This window comes from Haloarchaeobius amylolyticus (assembly GCF_042678045.1).
Taxonomy (GTDB): Archaea; Halobacteriota; Halobacteria; order Halobacteriales; family Natrialbaceae; genus Natrinema; species Natrinema amylolyticus_A.
This window is the reverse complement of sequence record NZ_JBHUDI010000003.1, coordinates 416082-438526: the sequence shown is the minus strand read 5'-3', so window position 1 is coordinate 438526 and position 22445 is coordinate 416082. Positions and strand designations below refer to the sequence as shown.

The window sequence follows — 22445 nt, the reverse complement described above, 5'->3', positions numbered from 1 at the left end:
AGATTTTTACATATATTTAAAATGTGTAGTATTATATGTGGATAGTTTATTGTCTCTTCTTGTTGACGGTTAAATATGGAAGTCGTACTCGCAGAAGGGTGTACAGTTATTGGAGACACAGATAAACACGTTCTCCATAGATTTCAAGTTCCAAAAAACAATCAAATAAATATTTACTCTGCAGGCATTGCAGACAGAAATGGTGATGCCCCAAGCGGCCTTGAGTTAGAAATCTACAGTATAAGTTCAAATTCTGTGTATATTTCAATCAACGATGATTCTGTAAGTTATACCCCACCAAAGTCGGTTTCTGTAAGCGGTGACAAAGTGGAGATTCGTATTAACAATTCTACGGGAACTACAAAAGATGTGTCCGCATTTTTCAATTCAAAGGTGAGTGTTCCATGAGCCAATACGTGTCAAAGGTGTCTCTTGATAGAGGGACAATTCACACAAATAACCGAGGTTCCGCATTAACAGTGGATCGTGATGGTCTGATAGCTTTTTATCCAATGGAAGAGAAGAAAGGAAGTATTCTGTTAGTCGACGAGTCAAAGAATGGGAATGATGGACGAATATATGGTCCAACACGGATTGACGGTAATATTAGTCAAGCACTTGCCTTTGATATTGGTGACCATGTGGAAGTGAGGGGACATAGCAAATTTAATTTTGATCTTGACGATTTTGCTTCTTGTTTTTTCCTTCTTCCACAAGAGGAGGGAACAGTATTGCAGAAAAGTGATAATGAAAGCGGATATGAGATACGGATAGAAGATAGTAAAATTAAAGCATCATTCTGGGATGATGTTGGGTCAACACAGTTAGAAGCAGGAATATCGATAGGTGAGGAGTATTTTATCGCAGTAGTCCGTGAAGCAGGAAATGCAAGACTTTATATTAATTCTAAATTAAGAGATCTGGGCGACGCAGAACTTGAACTCACAAACACCGAACCATTATTGCTTGGAGATATGACAGACGAAGGCTTTTCTGGTATTTTAGATGAGATCTATTTCTACGACCGTAATCTTTCACAACGTGAGGTTAGAAATATATACCAGAAGTATGTGGGGACACCATAATTACCGGGAGGAAGTACTAAAGCGTAGTCTGGTAAGTAACGATAATTTCAACTTCGCTTCTTTTTCTTCGTCTTCCCAAGGGAACTGTCTGATATGTGCTTCAGTTTTAGTTGTATTCCCACATGTGATTTCAACCTTGGAAACAGTATATTCTATAGATTGAAAATCACGTACATCATCAGTCCCTCTCCACTCTGAATCATTTTCAGCCTTTAGGATTTTTTGCGGAGAATCATAACCCTCTTCTGTCGGCAATTTAACTTTGAGGCCATGGCTGGCATCTTCGTCTAACTGAAATAGGTGGAATTTTGCCACCTCGTCCCGGTTTATACATTTCTTTTTCCCGTTATCTACCCAGAAGCTATTTGACTCATGTTCCAAAACTCCTTCTCGAGGATTTTGCCAATGAGAAAATTCCCCCTGTCCCTGCAATTTGATTCGTGGGATACAATTCTCAGCTCTTCCTCTACCACTGTTGAGAACTTCACAATAGTAGTTACCACCTTCTTTAATTGTGCCTGTGATCTGTATTTTAGGTCCTCTGATGAAATCATACAAGAGATTTGGGACAAGTTGCCCAAGAATACCGCCAACAAGCGCTCCTACAAGAAAAGATGCGATATTCCACCATCCAACCCCGAATATTATATCGTGTAGTACCATGTTTCCTCTTTGGTAACAACACCGCCACACATAAAATTCGCTCATCAATTTTAAGACGAATATAGCTCTTCAGCAGCGATTGAGAGAAAACCACTTCTTATCACATATTGATTCGCTTTCTTTTTGAAGAGGGTGAGTTTTTGATCGCTATATTAATTGGAATTAACTTCTTTTAAGCTTATGTAGCACCTCGTGTGTTTACAATCCTTCTAAATAAAGGCAGACCACTCGGACTCGTGTACAATCCGAGTCGGATTACTGAGCAATCTTTGAACGCCAGTCAGAAAAGAGATCGCGGTTCCGTTCCCATCCTTCAGGAGTTGTTAGCTCGCCTGACTCAAAAACCGGATGGTCATCTGGCAAGTCCCAAACCTCAGCTACCCAGTTTAGGTAGGACTCGTGGTCTTGGGGTAGAGGAACATCGTGTTTTGCTTCGTGGTGGTATGGATGGAGAAACTCTACCTTCTGTCCACAGACCAAGCAACGCGTATACTCACTAACCATGGTTAGTAGTGTTAGTTCAGTACATTAAATCTGTCCTGAATAAGCGCCCCTCGTGTGTTTACTCCACCAGCGAAGGCGAGCTACTTGGACTCTTGTGCGGTCTGTGAGGACGGAAGACACTTCGGGTAGGTTTTAGTTTTATCGGCGGAAGTCTTGTCGGGTGGGTGTTGAGGTTATCTCCTGATTTTAGCCGATGCAATCCCTGAATACAGTGAAATTGCCATGGATTGTGCTATTCTCTATGGCTCCTCAGGCTGACGCTCGGTTAACGAATGCGTTGAACTCAATTGTAGAAGGCCGATCGCCCCCACAGAACACAGAGATATCTCAGTACAATATGCCTGCTGTATACGTACTCGAATGCACGTTGGCTGTTTCGGATATCAGGACCACAGCACTCAAACGTGGGTGGGTGAACGATTACCCGGAAAAGGGGGGTGATTGGATAGTGGAGTTTGATTCCATACCCATTGAGGCGATTCGTACAAAAGCAAACCGAAGTCGTTACTATGTCCATCATGGTGACTATGGGAAGGTATATCGCCTGTGGGTCGAACTCACGCGGACAGCCTCAACACTTTATTACGTTGGCCATTCGGTGACACCGATTGAACGTGTACACAACCATCTTGAAGGTTACAGTAATATAGATTTTCTCGATACGATGAATATAACAGGTGTTGAAGCCGCTTATCCGTGTGACATATCTGGGAAATACCAATGTGAGGCACAGGCGGCAAATGACCGCACTCTCATAGATAGTGATACTGCTTGCGTGAGCCTTGATGACGTAACTTCGTTCGCCTATTGGGCGTAATCCTAACCCCGGCGGTAGTCGATTTCTGACCCACATCTAATGTTTGAAGATAAATCACTCGAACTTCTCTCCAATCGGATCGCTACATTACTTGGAATGAAAATCCAATCACTATGAGGATTGCACCCCACAAGCCGTCTACTGTATCATAAACTGTCGCTCGAACTGCTGAAGGCATTAGAGCCGGTGAATTCATTCCTGCCGTTCTTCCAGCGGATTCTTCAGTTTCTACAGCAATACCATAGCGTCCACGGACTATACTGCGGGCCAATAATAGTGTCCCCAGAAGTGTCAATATCTCATATAACGGGATACAAAGCTTAAAGCCATCAATTAACCCGTCAGAGAACCAAAAACCCACAATAATGGCCAAAAATAGCGTATATTGGTAGAAACGTTGGCTAAATACGTCCAAGAAATGGTATTCAACTTGGTCTCGTGCTTTGTCTATATCTTTGATTGTAGAGTACTGGTTACTCTCAATGACATCTAACAATGTCAGCGTCCATCCACCTATTTTACGAGAGAAATGGATATGAATCGGAACCGAAGAAGAATACAGTTCATATTCATCTATATTTCCCTCCAGATATCTTTCTCCAGTTTCTGTTAGACAGAATTTGCCACTATTGAGCGATATAAATCCTTTTTCCTGTAATTTCCCACAGTGTTCCCTTATTTCACCTACATCGTGTTCATGATCATCATTTGGAATATGAATATTTACTTTCTCTGTCAACCATTCGGCATCCCTCGGTTCTTCATCCTTTAAACGTTTTAGAATTTTACCGTCTAAGGAGGTCATCCAATTGAAATATGGTCTATACATGTTCAGAGATAGCTATATCATTAGCTGAAAGTCATTCTAAATAAAATTATCGTTAGGAAGATGTCTACACAGAATCAAGATATTTGCGCCGATTCTGGCGTTTTTGCTCCTTGTCTCGAGCGTCATAGTGCTGGTCAAGCACCTTCTCGGAGACGTTCATCCGTTCAGAGACGATAGCCTTCGGTACGTCCGAGTCGAGATGATGGGTAATGGCACTCCGTCGAATTGGATGACTACTCACTGAGTCGGGGCATTTCGAATATCCTCGATACGAGGTCCCTTACATTCGTTGCTCTCCCAAATTTAGATGTAGGCCACCGCTTGCTATCGTTTTTCGAAGGAACTGGAGACCCGCCGTGTGTTGACTATCTTCCACCAGCATCACCCCATCTTGTTGAGCGCATCCCGGCGGTCTTCAATCGGGACCGCATCGTACTTCATACTGGTTTGAACTGACTTATGCCGAAGCTGTGCTTTCGTGGCGGCCAAGTCCCGCTCTTTGGTCATATAGGTCCCAACAGAATGACGTATCGTGTACCATGACATTTTCCGATTCGCCGTCTCAATACCTGCTTGGTTGCAGAGTCGATGAAGGAGCCGTCTGAGACTGCTCGAGCTGTAGGGATTGCCGTGGCTTGTCAACCAAAGAGTATCGGCATCCTCGTACCGCTTGTACTGCTCACGTTCCTCTAACCAGCGGGATAATGCCGTTGCCGTGCGATCTGTGAGGCTGACAGTCCAATTCCCCTCGTTCTTCGAGGATTCGTCCTTGGGTATCCGAAGGACACCGTTCTTGGTGTCTACCCACTCGATTCGTGCGTTACGCACCTCGTTGGGTCGGAGTCCAGCGTCAAGACTGGTCCATACAAGGGAGGTGATTTCCCATCCGTCAACACGGTCCCAGTCGTCGCGCGTCACCTCCTCGTAATCTTTGCCGAGTGCGTTCGAGATGTATAGCTTCCACCCTCTCCGCTCGTTAGCTGTGAGGGTATCGTAAGCAGGGATATTCCCCTCGTTGAGTGCGGCTTGCCTAATATCGCGGCGTTCTTCTCGAGTGAGGTAATCTTCTGGTTGGTGGTTGCCACCGGAACCGTCGAAGGAATATTCAAACTCCCACTCGTCGCGCCCCTGCGTGTGTTGAAGCCACTTCGAGAAGTGCTGGAGCCCTTCTTGGGCCTTCCCCTTGGATGTCTGACTCTTGTCGGAGAAAGCCAAGTAATCCATGTACGCCGCACCATCGTCGGAATCAGGTGGGTACTTGTATCCGCCCTTCTGCTCCCACAGCCACAAGTCGAACCGCGCAGTTCGGTACGCGGTAGAATAAACGGTGTACGGCGAGTACCCTTCAGCCTTCTCGGGGATCTTCCCAACCTTCAACAGCCATGACAGGAACCGCACACGGTGGTCTTTGTAGTCAACCAGTTGCTTGTCATTCAGTGCTTCGTCATGCGATTTCGGGACCACTTTGATGGCCCGTTCGCTGTCCACCTCGACATTGGTCGAAATGGCACAGCGCGAGAGCGTGATTGGTAGTTGCGTCATCTTCCGTATTTTGCCGATACGGAACTTGGGCGAGAAAGGGCGTTTTCAGCGAGTATAGCGCCTCTTGTGCGAGGCGACAAGTGCGCGGGACCGGATTCGAACCGGCGGACCCCTACGGGACAGCGTCCTAAGCGCTGCGCCGTTGGCCTAGCTTGGCTACCCGCGCTCGTCTTCGCCTTTCGCAGAATCGAGTAAGTACCTGTCGGTCTGCGTTAGCGATGGGTCACCGATTCCTCCGGTGACCAGTCCGGTGGCACGATATGCGTCACGTGTTCAGAATCGCGCAGCTGATGTAACTCAGCGGCCTCTTCGGCGAGTGCCCGCTCCCGATATGGCATCTCGAGACCGCAGCCAGTACAGACGAGTTTACACGTAGGCTCTTTCATGGGGCGTCATGGACTGCCACCGACCGCTGGTGTTGGACACAGTTCGGTCGGCAGCTGGTTTAGTATTGGTCTCCTAGTGAAATCAGCAGTGAACGGCCGGTTTTCCTACCGATTCGTAGCAAACTGTTGCATACCGTAGTGTCGTATTGGCGCGTGATGAACCCGTGTCGGCCGGCGAGGACGTGACCGGGACCACACGTTTATGGGATCCGATCCGATATCTCGATGTATGCACAGCGCGCGCGACCGCATCGAGTACGAACCGTGGCTCGAGGAACTCTTCGAGGTCGCCGACCGGCTGGAGCTGTCGGCGGAGGCGCGATCGTGTGCGTCCGACCTGTTCCTCGCCGATGTCCCCGAATCCGATCGCTCGAAGCAAGCGGTCCTTGCCGCAAGCGTGTATGCCGGCTCGCTCGTCGCCGGTGACGGCCGCACACAGGGTGCCGTCGCCGACGCGGCGGATGTCTCCCGCCTATCGATTCAGTCCCGCTGGAAGGAGTTGCTCGAGTCGGCAGGGCTCGAACCGCCGCGCTGGTAGCGACTCCGTACGATTGACTTATCTGACGTAGTGGGATGATTCCGTAGCGTAAGTGTATGCTACGAAGTCGATTTGCTCATCGAACCGAGTGCCGATCGAACCGATTCGACGTGGTCGTGTCAGCCTTCCGGAACGACGGCCACGTCAATTGTCGTCACGAACGGCACCGTGTTCGTCGATCTCGCCGTTGACGATCCGGGTACTCGAGATGATGTCGCCGTCCTCGGCGAGAACGTGCGGGACGACGACTACCTCGAGGGGGTCGTGGCCGCGCTCGCGGCGGATCTCGTTTATCCGTGCGCCGCCCTCGCGGGTTTCCGGAGAGACGACGAGATAGTCGAACTGCGGTTCCGTCGCGATCCCCGTCGGCGACTCGAGTTTGCGAATCTCGAACTCCCGGTCGTACTCGGCCGCGATCGGCTCGAGTTCGGTCGCGAGTCGCTCTTTTCGCTCGTCGTGCGACCGGACCTGTCGGTCGCTGTCTCGTGTCTTCGGCGCAAGTCCGTCGCTGGTCAAGCCGACTGTCACGTCTCCGAGTTCGAACGCCCGTTCGAACAGCCGCCGATGACCGTCGTGAACGGGGTCGAAGGTCCCACCAAGCGCGACGTCCATATCCCACGTCACTCTCGCGGTCCGTATAAAACGGTCGAATTGCTGTGTTTTTTCGCTACCACTTCCGTCTCTCGGTTCTCACCCAGGATTTCGACGATCGTCGATTGTCCCCTTCACATTGTTTTTAGTGGTCGCCGACAGTGTCCCCAATATGGGATTAGACGAGGACGCACTGGAGTACCATCGGACGGACCCCCCAGGCAAGATTGAGATCTCGACGACGAAACCGACGAACACGCAGCGTGATCTCGCGCTTGCGTACTCGCCGGGCGTCGCCGCGCCGTGTCTCGAGATCGACGAGGACGAAACCGACGCCTACAGTTACACGGCGAAGGGCAACCTCGTCGGCGTCGTCTCGAACGGGTCGGCCGTGCTCGGACTCGGCGACATCGGCGCACAGGCGTCGAAGCCCGTCATGGAAGGGAAAGGCGTCCTGTTCAAGCGGTTTGCTGACATCGACGTCTTCGACATCGAACTCGACGACTCCGACCCCGACAAACTCGTCGAGGCCGTCAAGATGATGGAACCGACCTTCGGCGGTATCAACTTAGAGGACATCAAAGCGCCCGAGTGTTTCACCGTCGAGGAACGCCTGCGCGAGGAGATCGATATTCCGGTCTTCCACGACGACCAGCACGGCACCGCGATCATCTCCGGCGCCGCGCTGCTCAACGCGGCCGACATCGCGGATAAGAACCTCGACGAGCTCGAGGTCACGTTCTCGGGCGCGGGCGCAAGTGCGATCGCGACCGCCCGCTTCTACGTCTCGCTTGGTGTCCAGAAAGAGAACATCACGATGTGTGACTCGACGGGGATCATCACCGAAGCACGCGCCGAGGCGGGTGACGTCAACGAGTACAAACAGCAGTTCGCCCGTGACGTCCCCGAAGGCAGTCTCGCGGACGCGATGGACGGTGCGGACGTCTTCGTCGGCCTCTCGGCCGGCGGCATCGTCACCCAGGAGATGGTCGCGTCGATGGCGGGTAACCCGATTGTCTTCGCGATGGCTAATCCCGACCCGGAAATCGGCTACGAGGAGGCCAAGGCCGCCCGCGACGACAACGTCATCATGGCGACTGGCCGTTCGGACTACCCAAATCAGGTCAACAACGTCCTCGGGTTCCCCTTCATCTTCCGCGGCGCACTCGACGTCCGTGCCACCGAGATCAACGAGGAGATGAAAGTCGCCTGCGCCGAGGCGCTGGCCGAACTCGCCCGACAGGACGTGCCCGACGCAGTCGTCAAGGCCTACGGTGACGAACCACTGCAGTACGGCCCCGACTACATCATTCCAAAGCCCGTCGACCCGCGTGTGCTCTTCCGCGTCGCGCCGGCGATCGCCGAGGCCGCGATGGAGTCGGGTGCCGCCCGCACCGAACTCGATCTCGAGGAGTACGAGGAAGAACTCGAGGCCCGCCTCGGGAAGTCCCGCGAGATGATGCGCGTCGTCCTCAACAAGGCCAAGAGCGATCCCAAGACGATCGCACTCGCCGAGGGCGAAAACGAGAAGATGATTCGGGCAGCCTACCAGATCCAGGAGCAGGGAATCGCCATGCCGATCCTCATCGGCGACGAAGACGAGATCAAGGGAACGGCTGCAAACCTCGGACTCGACTACGATCCGCAGGTCGCCGACCCGTCTGTCGGTGACTACGAGGAGTACGCCGACCGGCTTCACGAACTCCGCGCGCGCAAGGGAATCACGCGGAGCGAGGCCGGCGAACTCATCGAACGCGACTCGAACTACTTCGGCAGCGTCATGGTCGAACAGGGCGATGCCGACGCCTTGCTGTCCGGACTCTCCCATCACTACCCGTCGGCGCTTCGCCCACCGTTGCAGGTGATCGGCACCGCTGACGACGTTGACTACGCGGCGGGCGTCTACATGCTGACGTTCAAAAACCGCGTGATCTTCATCGCCGACGCGACGGTCAATCAGGCTCCCGACGAGGACGTGCTCGCGGAGGTCACCAAACAGACGGGCAAACTCGCCCGCCGGTTCAACGTCGAGCCCCGCGCGGCCCTGCTCTCGTACTCGAACTTCGGCAGCGTCGACAACGAGGGAACGCGCAAGCCGCGCAAGGCGGCTGCGATGCTCCAAGACGACCCTGAAGTCGACTTCCCCGTCGACGGCGAGATGCAGGCCGACACCGCCGTCGTCGAGGACATCCTCGAGGGCACCTATGGCTTCTCCGAACTCGAAGAGCCCGCGAACGTGCTGGTCTTCCCGAACCTCGAGTCGGGGAACATCGGTTACAAGCTGCTCCAGCGACTCGGCGGTGCGGACGCCATCGGCCCGATGCTGGTCGGCATGGACGAGCCGGTCCACGTCCTCCAGCGTGGCGACGAAGTCAAAGACATCGTGAACCTGGCAGGCGTTGCGGTCGTCGACGCCCAGAAAGAATAACCTGTGAACGAGGAGGCCGCCGACCGTCGGGACGCACCGTCCGATCGGGAGGATGAGACAGCCGACGGTCCGCGGTTCTCGAGACGGCAGTTGCTCTGTACCGCGGGCGCCGCTGGCACCGTGGGGCTTGCCGGCTGTGCCGGACGACCGTCTCGCACGTACCCAGACTGTTCGCCTATCACTACTACGATGAACACGGACGGATACGTTCCGCTGCCGGCGGACGACGCCATCTCGATGTTTCGGCGTGGCTTGCGCCGGTACGGCTACTATCCCGACGAAACCGTTCCCTCGTCCGTGCGCGTCGATTGGTCGATGCCAGTCAACCGTATCGGCCACACCGCGGCCAAGTCGACGCCCCGGCCGACGCCCGACGGCGAGACGATCCTCGTCGCCGGCGACACCGGGACAATCCACGCGGTCACGCCGACCGGCGAGCGCCGCTGGACGCTCGAGACGGGAGCCGGTCGAAGTCTTGGCTTTCACGGCACACCGACGATCGTCAGTGACACTGCCTACATCGGCGGCTACGACGGCGAACTCTACGCCATCGATATCCCCTCTGGCGACCTGATCTGGCAGACTCGACTGCGCGAGTTCGGCGGCTCGATCGCGATCGGCTCGAGTCCCGCCTACGTCGACGGGAACCTCTATTTCGTCGCCGAGTACAAGAACCCCGCCAGAGGTGCGCTGTGGGAGGTCGACGCCGAAACCGGAACGCCGACCTGGAGCGACGATCGCATCTGGGGAATGCCCCATCCCTCGCCGGCGATCGACTGCGAGGCCGGCAAGCTCGTCACCGGTTCCAACGACGGCGTCGTCTACTGCTGGGAGTTTCCCTCCCTCGAGTTCGCCTGGTCGTTCCAGGCCGGCGGCGAGGGCGGCCCCGACGGCAAATCGATGGCCGGTGGGCGATTCAACCTCGGCGCGCAAATCAAGGGGACGACCCCGGTCTACGACGGGGCGGCGTTCGTCGGCTCCTGGGACGGCCGCTTTTATCGGCTCGATCTCGCGAACGGCAGCGAGGAGTGGTCGTTCGACACCGGCAACGTCGTCATGTCGAATCCGGCGATCGATCCCGACCAGGGCATCGTCTACGTCGGCAGCGACGACCGCCACGTCCACGCGCTCGATACTCGGACGGGAGACGAACTCTGGTCGGCGTACGTCGGCGGTCACGTCATCGGGTCGATCACGGCGACCGCCGAGACGATTCTCGTCGGCTCCTACGACACCCACCTGTACGCACTCGACAGAGCAACTGGCGACCGCCGCTGGCGGATCGCAAATCGCGGACACGTGACCAGCGGTGCGATCCCTCACGACGGTCGGATTTACTACGCCGAACGCGGCGTCTTCGAGAACTACTACGACGATGACGAGGAAACGGTGCTCGAGAAGCCCGGCCGCGCCTACTGTTTGGTTCCCGACGAGTGAGGTCGTCTACCGAGAGTCCCCCTCGAATTGCTCGAAGTTTTCGATGGTGACGGCAATCGCGTCCCGACTCGGTACGTCCCGGACCGCGTATGTCGTCGGATAGTATCCGGCTCTGGCGTACGTGTCAGGCTGTGCGATTGCTCGCCGATCAGTCCCGGAATGCTCCTGAAGGTATGCCCGGGTGAGCATCGGCTCGACAAACGTCAACTCCGCAGTCCCATCGCCATCCGGGTCGGCGGCACCCCAGATGAGCGTGTTCGTAAACGTCCCACCGTTCATCTCGGGGACGGTGGGATCGACCAGGTGTTCGCCCATGTCGGTGATAACCCGTTCACCGACGACCGGATTGCGGGCATATCCTTCGGGAACGTATCTGGCCGGGATCTCGTAGGTCGGCGCGGCCGGCCCAGTGATGGCGTCGACGGTTTCAGCCGGCAGCATATGGAAGTGGACGTCGAAGTGAGGCACCGTCCAGACGCCGTCCGGCGGATGACCGCCCGGATTCCAGTTCAGTCCAAGAAACGTAATCGGCGTCGCGTTCGTCTCTGGGAATGGGACGAAAAACTCCTGTGACCATTTGTGATGGATGATCGTCGCCTCACCGGTCGGGCCATACTTGTCTGTGTAGTCGTCCTCCCCCGAGCTTGCGAGCGCGTTGGCGGATGGGAGTCCCTCGAGTGCGGCCCGCTCGATGACGAGACCGTGATACTTCGGCATCCCAGAGGGCGTGACAGTCGTGAACGTCTTTGCCTCGCCGTTTCCGAGGCTGACGGATCGTCCCCACTCGGTGCTGCCGGCTGGCAGGAATCCTTTGTTCGTATCCGCAGTCGTCAGTCCACTCAGTCCGATGACCGCGCCAGTCGCAGCGAGGGATCCGACAAACCGCCGCCTTCCGGTGTGAAACCGGCCGTTTTCCGGGGTGTATTTTGGTGTCATTGGTGGCAGGTGGAGTTGTAATGTCGATTTCTCTCGAGCCCATACAACACGGAGTTAGTAGGTAACACACATCGTACTCGCCGAGGACCTGTCCCTGCCGTCGGCGGGCCGGGTATCGCGGAGTGTTTGTCAGATGTAACGGTGCTGTATCTCTGTCCTACTACGCTTCTCGGCCGCTTCGAATCCTGTCGGTCGAGGGATCGCCACTTCCGCGCCAGCCGCGAAACACTCGGTTTCGCTCGAGCCAGAACCATCTTGAACCACGTTGTGCCGTACCAACGGGCCAGTAGCGTCCGCATCGCAGGCGGAATTTCGTAGCAGTGCATTCAAGTAGACGCCAAGATTTTGATCTGGTATGCAAGATCAGGGACGCTCTACGCGCAAGCGAACCGGTGGTCGACTGAAGAACGTTCGAAAGCGCCGCAAGAACGAACTCGGCCGGCTGCCGACGGAGACGCAGGTCGGTGAGCCACGGTTCCGCACCGTCGACGCCCGCGGCAACGAAACGAAGACGCGTGCGCTCGCGACGAACGTCGCAAGCGTCAACAAAGGCGACGAGACGGTCTCCGCAGAGATCGAAGACGTCGTCGAGAACGACGCCAACCCGAACTACGTCCGCCGGAACATCGTCACGAAGGGTGCCGTCATCGAGACCTCGGAAGGACAGGCACGTGTCACGTCCCGTCCCGGTCAGACCGGTCAGGTCAACGCCGTCCTCATCGAATAACGCGTTCCGTCGACTCGTACTGTTTTCCGATCGCTGCAGCGAAGTGCCGAGAGCCGTTTCTCTTCGCCGGCTGGGTGTCAGGAGTACCCGATCGTGTAGCCGTGTTCTCAGCGACGGGATTGTCACGTGCCAGTGGCTCGAGGCCGCTCGAGTCGACGAGGCCGTGTAGCTAACCTGCTGACGACCTCCGAAGCCGGACTGGGATGCAAACGGAGAAAGAAGACGATGAGCGGACGGGTGGTCAGGGCCGTGGTGCTGCTTTCTGAAGCGCCGTCTCGGCGATGTTGCCGCCGTAGTCGGCGCTTCGGGACAACGAGTCGACGATCAGTCCCAGCGACTGGGCCTGTGCCGGCTCGAGCTCGCGGAGTTTGTCGTCTATCTGGCGGGTGTGTTCGTCGATTTCGACGACGGCCGCGAGTGCGCCGTGGCCGAGCCGGTTTGCCTCGTCGGCGTCCTCGGCGAACAGCGCGTCCATCGACTGTTCGAAGACACTCCCGGCTTCGGCGTGGAGGCCGTGAATGGCGTCGGCGACGTCCGCAGGGAGGTCGCCGAGTTTGAGCGCGATATCGCTAATTTTGACGGCATGGTCGGCGATCCGCTCGAGTTGGCGGGCACTCGAGTGGAAGTCGAAACAGTCCTCGCGGGAGACGCCCAGTTCCTCGACGGCCCGCGGCGAGCGAAGCGTCGCGCGGAAGATCCGCGAGACGACGAGCCAGAGTCGATCGACGTCGTCGTCGCGCTCGATCACGTCGTGGGCGATGTCGTCGTCGTTCTCGACCAGCGCACGGACGGCGTCTTCGAGCATCGACTGGGCGATCAGCCGCATTCGTGTGACCGCGTTGACGATCGAGAGTTCGGCGGAATCGAGTAAATCCTGAATCACCACGCTGTCGCTCGTCTCCTGGAGCACTTCGACGCCGACGAGGCGCTGGGTCGCGTCGCGAATCGCGCTGCGCTGGTCGGTCGTGATCCGGCCGGCCTCGAGCGTGATAATGTCGAAGCCGCTGACGTACATCGTCATCACGGCCCGCATCAGCTGTTCGTCCTCGAGTCCGGAGACGTCGAGCGACCCTTCCTGTCGCCGCGTTTCCCGCTCGGGAGTCAAGAGCAGTTCGTCGCCTTCAGGATAGAACTCGACTGTCGTCCCACTGCTGACATCGTTCTCGGTCGCCCATGTTTTCGGCAGCGAAACGGTATACGTCGACCCACCGGTCATCTGGACCTTTCGCGTCTCCATACGCGGCGCTTTCTACTACAACAATATAAATCCACCAGACTATAGAGCGATATGATGATGGCGAGATCGGTGATAGAGTGTCCATGAATGCCGTTTTCGGCACCTTCGATATCCTACTACTCTATCGATAACAATTACCAACCATAGATCTATATAGGAATAACACTCCGTAGATCTGGGGCAGCAGGTCGCTAGCGCAGTTCGTCGAGATCGACGACCGCCTCGAGATTCGCCGACAGCCATCTGGTCACCCGTTCGGTTTCGGAACACTCGCGTGGCGCGATCGTACACCGGTCGGGCCCGTCCTCGTATCGGACGACGGTCGACTCGAGGGTGACCGTTTCGTGATCGTACTGTGCGGCCGTGGCAAGTCGCTGTCGGGTGGTCCGGTCGTCGTAACCGCTGGTGGATCCGGTCATGGGTTCGATGGAGTCGCGTATGCGAACCGACCGACGGCACGTACAAAGCCACTGCTAGTTGTACTATTGAGCGATTGGTATCGGTTCCAGCTACTCCATACGGGCGTTACAGATGGTCGTCGGCTCTGCGCCGCCATGATTTCCACTTACGAATACAGGACTGCCGTCTCACGAGCCAACAATAAAGAGAGACGTCCGATCCACCTGCAAGTCCCGCTACGTCAGAGAATCGGGCCAGCCGTCCAGTGCCGTCCGCATGAACGTCTCGTGGACGTCCGTAGTCGATCCATCCTCGTCGGTGCGACAGCGCTCGTAGCTCCCGTCCGAGCGCATCACCCACCGGTTCTGATCGTCCGACAGCAACGTCTCGAGGATCGTCTCGAGCCGGTCCTGCAGCCGCGGGGCTTCGATCGGCGCGATCGCCTCGACTCGGCTGTCGAGATTGCGGGTCATCCAGTCGGCCGAACCGATATAGTAGCGGTTCTCGCCGCCCGCCCGGAAGTAGAAGATCCGGGAGTGTTCGAGAAAGCGGCCGACGATGCTGTAGACGTCGATCGTCTCGCTGATTCCCTCGAGGCCGGGCCGGAGCCGGCAGATATCGCGGACGATGAGATCGATATCGACGCCGGCCATCGACGCCTCGTAGAGTTCACGGACGATCGCGGGATCCTCGAGCCGGTTCATCTTGGCGACGATGCGGGCGTCCTCGCCGTTACGGGCACGTTCGGCTTCGGCCCGGATGAGCTCGACGAAGCGCTCGCGCATGTTTCCGGGCGCGATGAGCAACTTTCGGTAGTCGCGGTGCATCGAGTGGCCCGTAAAGTAATTGAACAGCCTGACGAGGTCCTGTCCGATGTCTCGGTCAACGGTCAACAGGCCGAGGTCCTCGTAGTGCTTTGCGGTCTCGGAGTGGTAGTTCCCGGTGCCGACGTGGGAGTAGAGTCGCACCCCGTCGGCTTCCTCACGGACGACCAGCGACGTCTTCGTATGGGTCTTGTAGCCGATCGTGCCGTAGGCGACGTGAATCCCCTCTTCCTCGAGTTTCTTCGCCCACTCGAGGTTGTTCTCCTCGTCGAAGCGAGCTTTGAGCTCGACCATGACGGCGACCTGTTTGCCGTTGCGCGCGGCCTCGAGCAGGCTCTCGATGATCTGGGAATCGCTGGCAGTCCGGTAGATCGCCGCCTTGATCGCGAGCACGTCGGGATCGTTGGCTGCGGCCTCGAGGAATCGCTGGACGGTCCCCTCGAAGGAGTGGTAGGGGTGGTGGACGAGCACGTCGTCGTTGCTGATCACGTCGAAGACGGTCATTCCGTCGTCGGCCCGCTTGAGCCGTGGATGGGGCTGTGGTGACCATTCTGGGAGTTTTAGGTTCGGACGGTCGAGGTCCGTCAGGTCGGCGAAGTCCCGATACTCGAGGGGGCCGTCGAGTTCGAACACTTCCCGATCCTCAAGGTCGAGTTCGCGGGCCAGAATCTCGCGGATCGCCTCGGGTGCGTCGCGTTCGAGCTCGAGTCGGACGGCGGTCGCGAACCGTCGCTCCTCGATGACCTCTTCGATCATCTCGATCAGATCCTCGGCGACCTCCTCGTTGCGCCGGACCTCCGCGTTGCGCGTGACCCGGAACAGCGCGGTGTCGACGATCTCGACGTCCGGGAAGAGCAACTCGAGGTTGGCTCGAACGATGTCCTCGAGCAGGACGTACCGCGTGTCGTCGTCCAGTTGAACGAATCGGAGCTGGTTGCGTGGAATTTTCACCCGCGAGAAGGTGAGCTCGGCATCGGGCCGTTCCCGCGTCAGGACCGCCAGTGAGAGACTCTGGTTCGAAATAAACGGGAACGAGTGAGCCGGGTCGAACGTCAGCGGCGTCAGCGTCGGCAGGACGGAACTCTCGAAGTACTCGCGCAGCTCTCGGCGTTCGGCGTCGGTGAGGTCATCATAGTCGACGATCCGAATCCCCGCATCCGCCAGCGCCGGCCGGATCTCGTCACGATAACACTCGGCCTGGCGCTCAAGCAATGGCTGGACCTCCTCGAGAGCGTCAACCCACTGCTCGTAGGGCGTGCGTCCGTCGGGCGTCTCCTCGGTGACGCCGGCGGCGATCTGCTGTTTCAGGCCACCGATGCGCTTGCGAAAGAACTCATCGAGGTTCGTCGTGACGATCGCGAGAAACTTCACGCGCTCTAACAGCGGGTTGTCCGCGTCTTCGACCTCGTGGAGGACGCGCCGCTGAAAGGCGAGTTCGCTGAGTTCGCGATTCAAATAGTACGACGGATCCGAGAGATCGACGGCATGGCTCGCGGTGTCGGATTCCGTGCCGTCGCCTGTGGTCGTCACATCGAGCGCCGCCGATTCGACCTCGTCGGCTGCCATCGGGTCGGCACCGGCCGCTCGATTGGATCCCCCATCCTTGACTGGCTCGAGGCGTGCAGCCGATTCGCTGTCAACGGGGAGCATTCCACCGTCAGCGTCCCCGTCGGTCAGCCGGTCGGGTACACTCGAGTCACTGTCTGCGGTCGTGTCGTCCAGCATCGACCGAAACGCGACCGTATCCGCGTCCGCGTCGTCAGCTACCGAGTCATGCCGTTGGTCATCCGAGTCCACCGTCTCCTCGTCGTTCGCGGTCGTGTTTCCATCAGTCATCCGAGCGTCCACCTCAGCTATTGCCAAGTGCGACGATCTTCGCGGCCGAGCGATCAACGTGATCGGGGCCGGAAACGCTGTGGAAGCGGTCGCGTCGAACATCATACGCGGTGAGGTCCCCACCGTAGACACAGCCGGTATCGAGGCCGACCGCCCACTCCCGATTGATCGGCTCGTCCAGGACAGTGTGGCCGAAAAAGACCCGCGGTGCCCCCTCGTAGGTCTCGAACCAGAATGGGCCGTCGTAGCCGTCGCCGGCCGGCGATCGCATCGTCAACAGGTCCTCGGTAGCGTGTGCCGACAGCGACCGGTTCGGATCGACGCCACCGTGGACGACGAGGCCACCGTCCCACGAGATCGCCGTCGGCAGCGACTCTAGATACTGCTGGTCGGTAGCGTCGAGTCCCGACAGCGACGCATCTCCCTCGATTATCTTTTGCTCGTTGTTCCCCTTGACCGAGAGCAACCGTGGCGACCGCCTGACGCGGTCGAGGACAGCCTTGCTCTCCGGCCCTTTTCGAACCAGATCCCCGACGAACACGGCGAGGTCATTGCCGTCGAGATCGAGCGTCTCCAAGAGTTCCTCGAGCGCATCCAGACAGCCGTGAACGTCACCGATGACGTAGACATCGTCCCGTTTCTCAAGGTCGATATGTCGGTGGTCGAACGATACTGCGTCGTCGAGCGCGGCGTTCCCGGTCGTCACGTGTCTTCTGTCTCTGTGCTCCAGCGAGACCGGATAAGTCGTTTATATGTTATGTATTGTACGCTATGTAGTTCGCTATAGCCGAATCTCCTGTTGACTGACTCCTCGGATTCTGTTGGCGGAGGCCCAAGACACTGGATTTCTTTACGACCCGCGCCCCACCACGGGTATGCACGTCGTCGTCAATGCTGCCATGAGTGCAGACGGCAAGCTCTCCTCGCGTCGACGCGAACAGATTGCGATCAGCGGCGAGGCCGACTTCGAGCGCGTCGACCGACTCCGGGCGGACAGCGACGCCGTCGTAGTCGGCGTCGGCACCGTCCTCGCGGATGATCCACACCTGACCGTCAAAGACGAAACGCTGCGCGGGCAGCGCCGCGAGAACGACCGACCCGCAAACCCCGCACGCGTCATCGTGGACTCGAGCGGCCGGACCCCACCGGACGCAGCAGTGCTGGACGACGCGGCGACGACCTACGTCTGTCTGAGCGAGGCCGCATCCGTCGAGCGTCGCGCGGCTCTTGCCGATCGCGCCGAGTTGGTCACCGCCGGCGACGAGCGAGTCGATCTCCTGCGCGCGTTCGCGACGCTGCAGGAACAGGGTCTCGAGCAACTCATGGTCGAAGGGGGCGGCGAACTCATCTTCTCACTGTTCGAGGCCGGACTAGTCGACGAACTCCGGGTGTTCGTCGGCCCAAAAATCATCGGCGGTCGCGACGCCCCGACGCTGGCCGACGGCGAGGGGTTCGTCGCGGACTTTCCGTCGCTCGACCTCGAGTCAGTCGACCGACTCGATGACGGCGTGGTTCTGACCTGGCGCGTTGCCGACCGCTAAACGCGCTATTCGAAGTCCGGCTCTCGGTCCTCGACGAACGCCGCCATCCCTTCGCGCTGGTCGTGCGTCCCGAAGAGACTGCCGAAGGCACGCTTTTCGTACGCAAGCCCGCTTTCCTGCGAGCCCTCGTGGGTCTGGTTGATTGCCTGTTTGGCAGTCTGCATCGCGAATGCTGGCTTCGCGGCGAGTCGGTCGGCCAGTTCGCTGACGACCGCCTCGAGTTCGTCGTCGGCAACGACTTCGCCGACGAGGCCGGCTTCAGCGGCCGACTCGGCGTCGAGGCGCTCGCCGAGGAAGATCATCCGCCGTGCGGTCTCGTCGCCGACCAGCCGCGGCAGCCGCTGGGTGGCTCCCCAACCAGGGATGATCCCGAGATCGATCTCGGTGTTGCCGATCAGTGCCGACTCGGCCGCAACCCGCAGATCACATGCCATCGCCATCTCGCAGCCGCCGCCGAACGCGTAGCCGTTGATCGCGGCGATCGTCGGCGCGGGGAAGGCCTCGAGCGCGTCGGCGACGTCGTGGCCGAGTGTGCCCCATTCTTCGCCCTCCGCCGTGGAGAGATCCTGCATATACTTGATGTCAGCACCGGCGATGAACGCGTCGCCGGCCCCCGTCAGGACGAGCGTGCGAGCGCCCTCTTCGGCGGCTTCCTCGAGTGCTTCACCCATCGCTTCGAGCGTCTCGATGTTCAACGCGTTCAGCGCATCGGGTCGATCGACGGTTAGCGTCGCAACGTCTCCGTCCCACTCGAGTCGGACTGTGTCCCAAGACATACTCCGGCGTTCGATGGCCACCGTGAAATCCTTTCGGACACGGTGACGGTTCGACTGCCCAACGTTCGACCGCGACTGCGATGACGGCCCCCGTCACATCTTTCCTCGCGCGCGCCTTCATCTCGAGTATGGAACGAGCTACGTTCGGCGGCGGGTGTTTCTGGTGTATCGAGGCGGCGTTCGAAGAACTCGAGGGTGTCGAATCGGTGACCTCGGGGTATGCCGGCGGCCACACCGAGGATCCGGGCTATCGGGAAGTCTGTTCCGGCCAGACCGGCCACGCCGAGGTCGTCCAGGTCGAGTACGATCCCGACGAAATCGCCTACGAGGACTTGCTCGAGGTCTTCTTTACGATCCACGATCCGACGACGAAAGACCGCGAGGGGCCCGACGTCGGTTCTCAGTACCGGTCGGCGATCTACGCCCACAGCGACGAACAACTCGAGACTGCCGAGGCATTCGCCGCGGAGTTAGAAAACGAGGGACTCTACGACGGGATCGTGACCGAAATCGAGCCATTGGACACCTTCTACGAGGCCGAGGAGTATCATCAGAACTACTTCGAAAAGAATCCGAACGACGCCTACTGTCGGATGCACGCGGCGCCGAAAGTCGAGAAAGTCCGGAAGAAGTTCGCGGAGAAAGCGGCTGCAGACGACTGAATCTGTCCCCGGCCGTTCGGTGAAAGGTATCTCTGTCTCGAGTCAAACGGGTACATATGGAGAGTCACCCGGACGTCCTCGTTATCGGCGGCGGCGCGACCGGAACGGGAATCGCCAGAGACCTCGCACTGCGGGGCGTCGACGTCACGCTTGTCGAACGAGACGGACTTGCGGCCGGCACGTCGGGCCGCTCGCACGGCCTGCTTCACAGCGGCGCTCGCTACGCCGAGGCCGACGGCCCGGAGGCCCGGGAGTGCCTCGAGGAAAACCGCATCCTCCGTGCGATCGCCGGTGAGTGTATCCGGGAAACGCGGGGCCTGTTCGTCCAACTCGCCGACGACGATCCGGGCTACTTCGACGCGAAGCGTGCCGCCTGCGCCGACGTGGGAATCTTGACCGACGTGATCGACGGGGTGGCTGCCCGCGAGGCAGTCCCGAACCTCACAGCCGACGTCGAACGGGCGATGTGGGTCCCGGACGGCGTTGTCGTCCCCTCCCGGCTGGTCGCCGCCAACGCGGTCGACGCCCGCGAGCACGGCGCTCGCGTCCGCACACACGCGCCGGTCACGGCGATGACCGTCGAGGGCGGGCGAGTGACGAGCGTCACACTCGGTGGCGACGCGGACGAGACGATCCACCCGCGCTACGTCGTGAACGCCGCCGGACCCCACGCCGGCCACGTCGCCGAACTGGCCGGCGTCACCGTCGCGATGCGACCGACCCGGGGCGTCATGGTTTCGGTCGAATACGATGGCCTCGAGCCGGTGCTCAATCGCTGTCGCAACCCCGACGACGGCGATATCGTCGTGCCACACGACGGGCAGGTCGTCCTGGGGACGACGAGCGTCCCGGTCGACGATCCGGACGACTACGAGCGTGCCGACTGGGAGGTCGAGCGGACGATCGACGAGTGCGCGGCGATGCTCCCGCCGGTCGCCGACGCCGAGCACGTCCGGACCTGGTGGGGCGTGCGGCCGCTGTACGAACCCGAGGAAGCCGCCCGTGGCGGGCGCGGCATCTCGAGAGGATTTCACCTGCTCGATCACGCCGACGGGGGCGTCGAGAACTGCTGCAGCATCGTTGGCGGGAAACTGACGACTTACCGGACGATGGCCGAGGCGACGGCTGATCTGGTCTGTGACCGACTCGGCGTCGACGCTGACTGTCGCACGGCGGAGACCGAACTTCCGAGCGCATCGGAGCCTGACACACTCGACGCGTTCGTTCGGGAGTTCGACGGGCAGGGGCCGACGGATGCGGATATCGTCGGCTCGAACTGAACCGGAACGCCAGAAGCCGGTTTCGAACGGCGTCACTTCGTCACGCGCTCTCATATTACTTGAGATCTGATCTTCTCTCCGGTCGTGAATTGGCTTTCTTACCCCTGCTGGTGTGCGATGTGGTGCATGAGCGACGACACCGATTCGTCACGGCCGACGATCGATCGACGATCCATCCTCGTTGCGGGAGGCACCACGCTGGCGGGATTGGGTGCACTCTCGTCGGTCCCCGCGGGAATGGCACAGAACGACTCCGAGTGGCCCGCCGGTGGCTCGAATGGGGACGACGGAAACCACGAGGGTGAACCGGTGCACGACGGCTCGGACTACGAGGACGAGCAGACGGTCACCGACGACACTGGAACTATCGAGGTCACGATTCCGGCTGCCTGGAGCGACGTCGACACTACGCCGGCCAGCATCGGCCCCTCGATCTGGGCCGCGCCGGATCTCGACGCGTTCATCGAACGTTGGGATGTGCCCGGCATCGAGGTATATACGACGACGGAACTGGGCACCGACCTCGGGGACGCCCTCGACCAGTATCTCGAGGAACTCGAGTTCGATGAGCAGTGTGCTGACGGCGGCCAACGATTGTTCGTGACCGACGAGTACGTGTTCCTGGGTCAGCTCCTGTACCAGTGTGGCGACAGCGAAACACTGTTTCTGGCGATGGCAGGGTCGCCAGCGGACGAATCGACGTTCGACATGCCGGACGGCAACACGACAGCGGACGGAAACGAGACGTCGAACGGAAACGCGACGCAGGGTGGCGGCCCCGTGTTTCCAGGCCCCCAGTCCGAGATACCCGACGACCAAATCCCGTCAGACGCCCCGTACGTGATCCTCTTCGGCGCCCAGATCGTCACGGAACCCGATCTCGAGGCCGCCTTCGTCGCCCTCGACTCGCTCGAGGCGCAATCGCCCGACGCCGAAAACGCCTGACAAAACGGGCCACCGGCCGCGGGTCGTGAGAGTGCCTACCACCACCGGCGGCCGACGCGTTCACGTCTCTCGGCTGTCGTTCGACCAGCTACCCAGCGAGCGATCACTCGAGCGGTCGACAGCGATGCGAAACGCTCGCTCGTCGTCGAGGACGATCGTGATCCGGTCGAAATCGACCACGTACCGCGACGAGTAGTGGCTGCCATGCTGAACGCCGACGGTTTCGGTGACGAGGCCTGCTTCGGTCAACTGGCCGAACTTCCGATAGGCCGTCGACAGCGGGAGGTCCGCCGCCGCTGCGACCTCGGGGACAGTTTTTGGCCCGTCGAGTACCGAGAGAATTCGCTGACAGCTGGCATCGTCCAGCGCGGCGATAATGCGCTCGAAACTCGGCATGTCGCCGGCGGATGATCGCTCGAGAACCATTGCGATCCGTTGGCAGCGAGTCCACAAGACGCGTTT

At 58.8% G+C, this 22445-nt stretch carries 22 protein-coding genes and 1 tRNA gene; 11 read left to right on the top strand and 12 right to left on the bottom strand.

The window, feature by feature from the left end; translation table 11 throughout:
- Positions 1-75 precede the first annotated feature (75 nt).
- On the top strand, positions 76-408 hold the full coding sequence (locus ACFR99_RS05980) for a hypothetical protein (protein ID WP_390285314.1): 333 nt from the start codon (positions 76-78) through the stop codon (positions 406-408).
- The gene (locus ACFR99_RS05975; protein ID WP_390285312.1) at positions 405-1085 is read left to right on the top strand and encodes a LamG-like jellyroll fold domain-containing protein; all 681 of its coding nucleotides are present in this window, start codon (positions 405-407) and stop codon (positions 1083-1085) included. Before ACFR99_RS05980 ends, ACFR99_RS05975 begins: the two co-directional genes overlap by 4 nt.
- On the opposite strand, the gene ACFR99_RS05970 is transcribed toward ACFR99_RS05975, so the two are convergent.
- A complete protein-coding gene (locus ACFR99_RS05970; protein ID WP_390285310.1) occupies positions 1086-1748 on the bottom strand; it encodes a hypothetical protein in 663 nt (220 codons plus the stop codon).
- Between the two features lie 952 nt (positions 1749-2700).
- On the opposite strand from ACFR99_RS05970, the gene ACFR99_RS05965 reads away from it, so the two are divergent.
- Entirely contained in the window at positions 2701-3069 is a 369-nt protein-coding gene (locus ACFR99_RS05965) for a hypothetical protein (protein ID WP_390285308.1), read from the top strand.
- Positions 3070-3151: 82 nt separating this feature from the next.
- Here ACFR99_RS05965 and ACFR99_RS05960 read toward each other — a convergent pair whose 3' ends face one another.
- From ACFR99_RS05960 to ACFR99_RS05950, 3 genes are all read right to left on the bottom strand, one after another.
- Positions 3152-3874 carry a hypothetical protein gene (locus ACFR99_RS05960; protein WP_390285306.1) on the bottom strand — a complete coding sequence of 241 codons (723 nt, stop codon included), beginning with the start codon at positions 3872-3874 and terminating at the stop codon, positions 3152-3154.
- 405 nt (positions 3875-4279) lie between these two features.
- Positions 4280-5440 carry a tyrosine-type recombinase/integrase gene (locus ACFR99_RS05955; protein WP_390285304.1) on the bottom strand — a complete coding sequence of 387 codons (1161 nt, stop codon included), beginning with the start codon at positions 5438-5440 and terminating at the stop codon, positions 4280-4282.
- Between the two features lie 81 nt (positions 5441-5521).
- Positions 5522-5606, bottom strand: a tRNA-Leu gene (locus ACFR99_RS05950).
- Positions 5607-6055: 449 nt separating this feature from the next.
- Between ACFR99_RS05950 and ACFR99_RS05945 the strand changes: the two genes are divergently transcribed.
- Positions 6056-6364, top strand: coding sequence for a transcription initiation factor IIB family protein (locus ACFR99_RS05945; RefSeq protein ID WP_390285302.1), 309 nt, complete (start codon positions 6056-6058; stop codon positions 6362-6364).
- A gap of 144 nt (positions 6365-6508) precedes the next feature.
- On the opposite strand, the gene ACFR99_RS05940 is transcribed toward ACFR99_RS05945, so the two are convergent.
- Positions 6509-6976: a phosphopantetheine adenylyltransferase gene (locus tag ACFR99_RS05940; protein WP_390285300.1), complete on the bottom strand. Its 468-nt coding sequence runs from the start codon at positions 6974-6976 to the stop codon at positions 6509-6511.
- Between the two features lie 151 nt (positions 6977-7127).
- Here ACFR99_RS05940 and ACFR99_RS05935 point away from each other — a divergent pair, with 151 nt between their 5' ends.
- Together ACFR99_RS05935 and ACFR99_RS05930 are read left to right on the top strand one after the other, a co-directional pair.
- Complete coding sequence (locus tag ACFR99_RS05935; protein WP_390285298.1) at positions 7128-9383, top strand: NADP-dependent malic enzyme; 2256 nt, start codon at positions 7128-7130, stop codon at positions 9381-9383.
- A 3-nt stretch (positions 9384-9386) separates the two neighbouring features.
- Positions 9387-10820 carry an outer membrane protein assembly factor BamB family protein gene (locus tag ACFR99_RS05930; RefSeq protein ID WP_390285296.1) on the top strand — a complete coding sequence of 478 codons (1434 nt, stop codon included), beginning with the start codon at positions 9387-9389 and terminating at the stop codon, positions 10818-10820.
- A 6-nt stretch (positions 10821-10826) separates the two neighbouring features.
- On the opposite strand, the gene ACFR99_RS05925 is transcribed toward ACFR99_RS05930, so the two are convergent.
- Complete coding sequence (locus ACFR99_RS05925) at positions 10827-11756, bottom strand: hypothetical protein (protein ID WP_390285294.1); 930 nt, start codon at positions 11754-11756, stop codon at positions 10827-10829.
- Between the two features lie 355 nt (positions 11757-12111).
- Between ACFR99_RS05925 and ACFR99_RS05920 the strand changes: the two genes are divergently transcribed.
- Positions 12112-12483 (top strand): 30S ribosomal protein S8e, encoded by a 372-nt coding sequence (locus tag ACFR99_RS05920; RefSeq protein WP_390285292.1) that lies wholly within the window; start codon positions 12112-12114, stop codon positions 12481-12483.
- Between the two features lie 241 nt (positions 12484-12724).
- Here the strand turns inward: ACFR99_RS05920 and ACFR99_RS05915 are convergent, their stop codons facing one another.
- The 4 genes from ACFR99_RS05915 to ACFR99_RS05900 form a co-directional block, all read right to left on the bottom strand.
- Positions 12725-13720: a PhoU domain-containing protein gene (locus ACFR99_RS05915; protein ID WP_390285290.1), complete on the bottom strand. Its 996-nt coding sequence runs from the start codon at positions 13718-13720 to the stop codon at positions 12725-12727.
- A gap of 191 nt (positions 13721-13911) precedes the next feature.
- Positions 13912-14139, bottom strand: coding sequence for a DUF7511 domain-containing protein (locus ACFR99_RS05910; RefSeq protein WP_390285288.1), 228 nt, complete (start codon positions 14137-14139; stop codon positions 13912-13914).
- Between the two features lie 216 nt (positions 14140-14355).
- Complete coding sequence (ppk1, locus tag ACFR99_RS05905; RefSeq protein WP_390285286.1) at positions 14356-16779, bottom strand: polyphosphate kinase 1; 2424 nt, start codon at positions 16777-16779, stop codon at positions 14356-14358.
- A 13-nt stretch (positions 16780-16792) separates the two neighbouring features.
- The gene (locus ACFR99_RS05900) at positions 16793-17485 is read right to left on the bottom strand and encodes a metallophosphoesterase (RefSeq protein WP_390285284.1); all 693 of its coding nucleotides are present in this window, start codon (positions 17483-17485) and stop codon (positions 16793-16795) included.
- Positions 17486-17654: 169 nt separating this feature from the next.
- Between ACFR99_RS05900 and ACFR99_RS05895 the strand changes: the two genes are divergently transcribed.
- Positions 17655-18320, top strand: coding sequence for a 2,5-diamino-6-(ribosylamino)-4(3H)-pyrimidinone 5'-phosphate reductase (locus tag ACFR99_RS05895; protein ID WP_390285282.1), 666 nt, complete (start codon positions 17655-17657; stop codon positions 18318-18320).
- A 5-nt stretch (positions 18321-18325) separates the two neighbouring features.
- On the opposite strand, the gene ACFR99_RS05890 is transcribed toward ACFR99_RS05895, so the two are convergent.
- On the bottom strand, positions 18326-19096 hold the full coding sequence (locus ACFR99_RS05890; RefSeq protein ID WP_390285280.1) for an enoyl-CoA hydratase/isomerase family protein: 771 nt from the start codon (positions 19094-19096) through the stop codon (positions 18326-18328).
- A gap of 128 nt (positions 19097-19224) precedes the next feature.
- Between ACFR99_RS05890 and msrA the strand changes: the two genes are divergently transcribed.
- The 3 genes from msrA (at position 19225) to ACFR99_RS05875 (ending at position 21983) form a co-directional block, all read left to right on the top strand.
- Positions 19225-19758 (top strand): peptide-methionine (S)-S-oxide reductase MsrA, encoded by a 534-nt coding sequence (gene msrA / locus ACFR99_RS05885; protein ID WP_390285278.1) that lies wholly within the window; start codon positions 19225-19227, stop codon positions 19756-19758.
- Between the two features lie 56 nt (positions 19759-19814).
- Complete coding sequence (locus tag ACFR99_RS05880) at positions 19815-21038, top strand: FAD-dependent oxidoreductase (RefSeq protein WP_390285276.1); 1224 nt, start codon at positions 19815-19817, stop codon at positions 21036-21038.
- A gap of 126 nt (positions 21039-21164) precedes the next feature.
- Positions 21165-21983 carry a hypothetical protein gene (locus ACFR99_RS05875; RefSeq protein WP_390285274.1) on the top strand — a complete coding sequence of 273 codons (819 nt, stop codon included), beginning with the start codon at positions 21165-21167 and terminating at the stop codon, positions 21981-21983.
- Between the two features lie 60 nt (positions 21984-22043).
- Here the strand turns inward: ACFR99_RS05875 and ACFR99_RS05870 are convergent, their stop codons facing one another.
- Positions 22044-22409 (bottom strand): helix-turn-helix domain-containing protein, encoded by a 366-nt coding sequence (locus ACFR99_RS05870; protein ID WP_390285272.1) that lies wholly within the window; start codon positions 22407-22409, stop codon positions 22044-22046.
- Between the last annotated feature and the right edge of the window lie 36 nt (positions 22410-22445).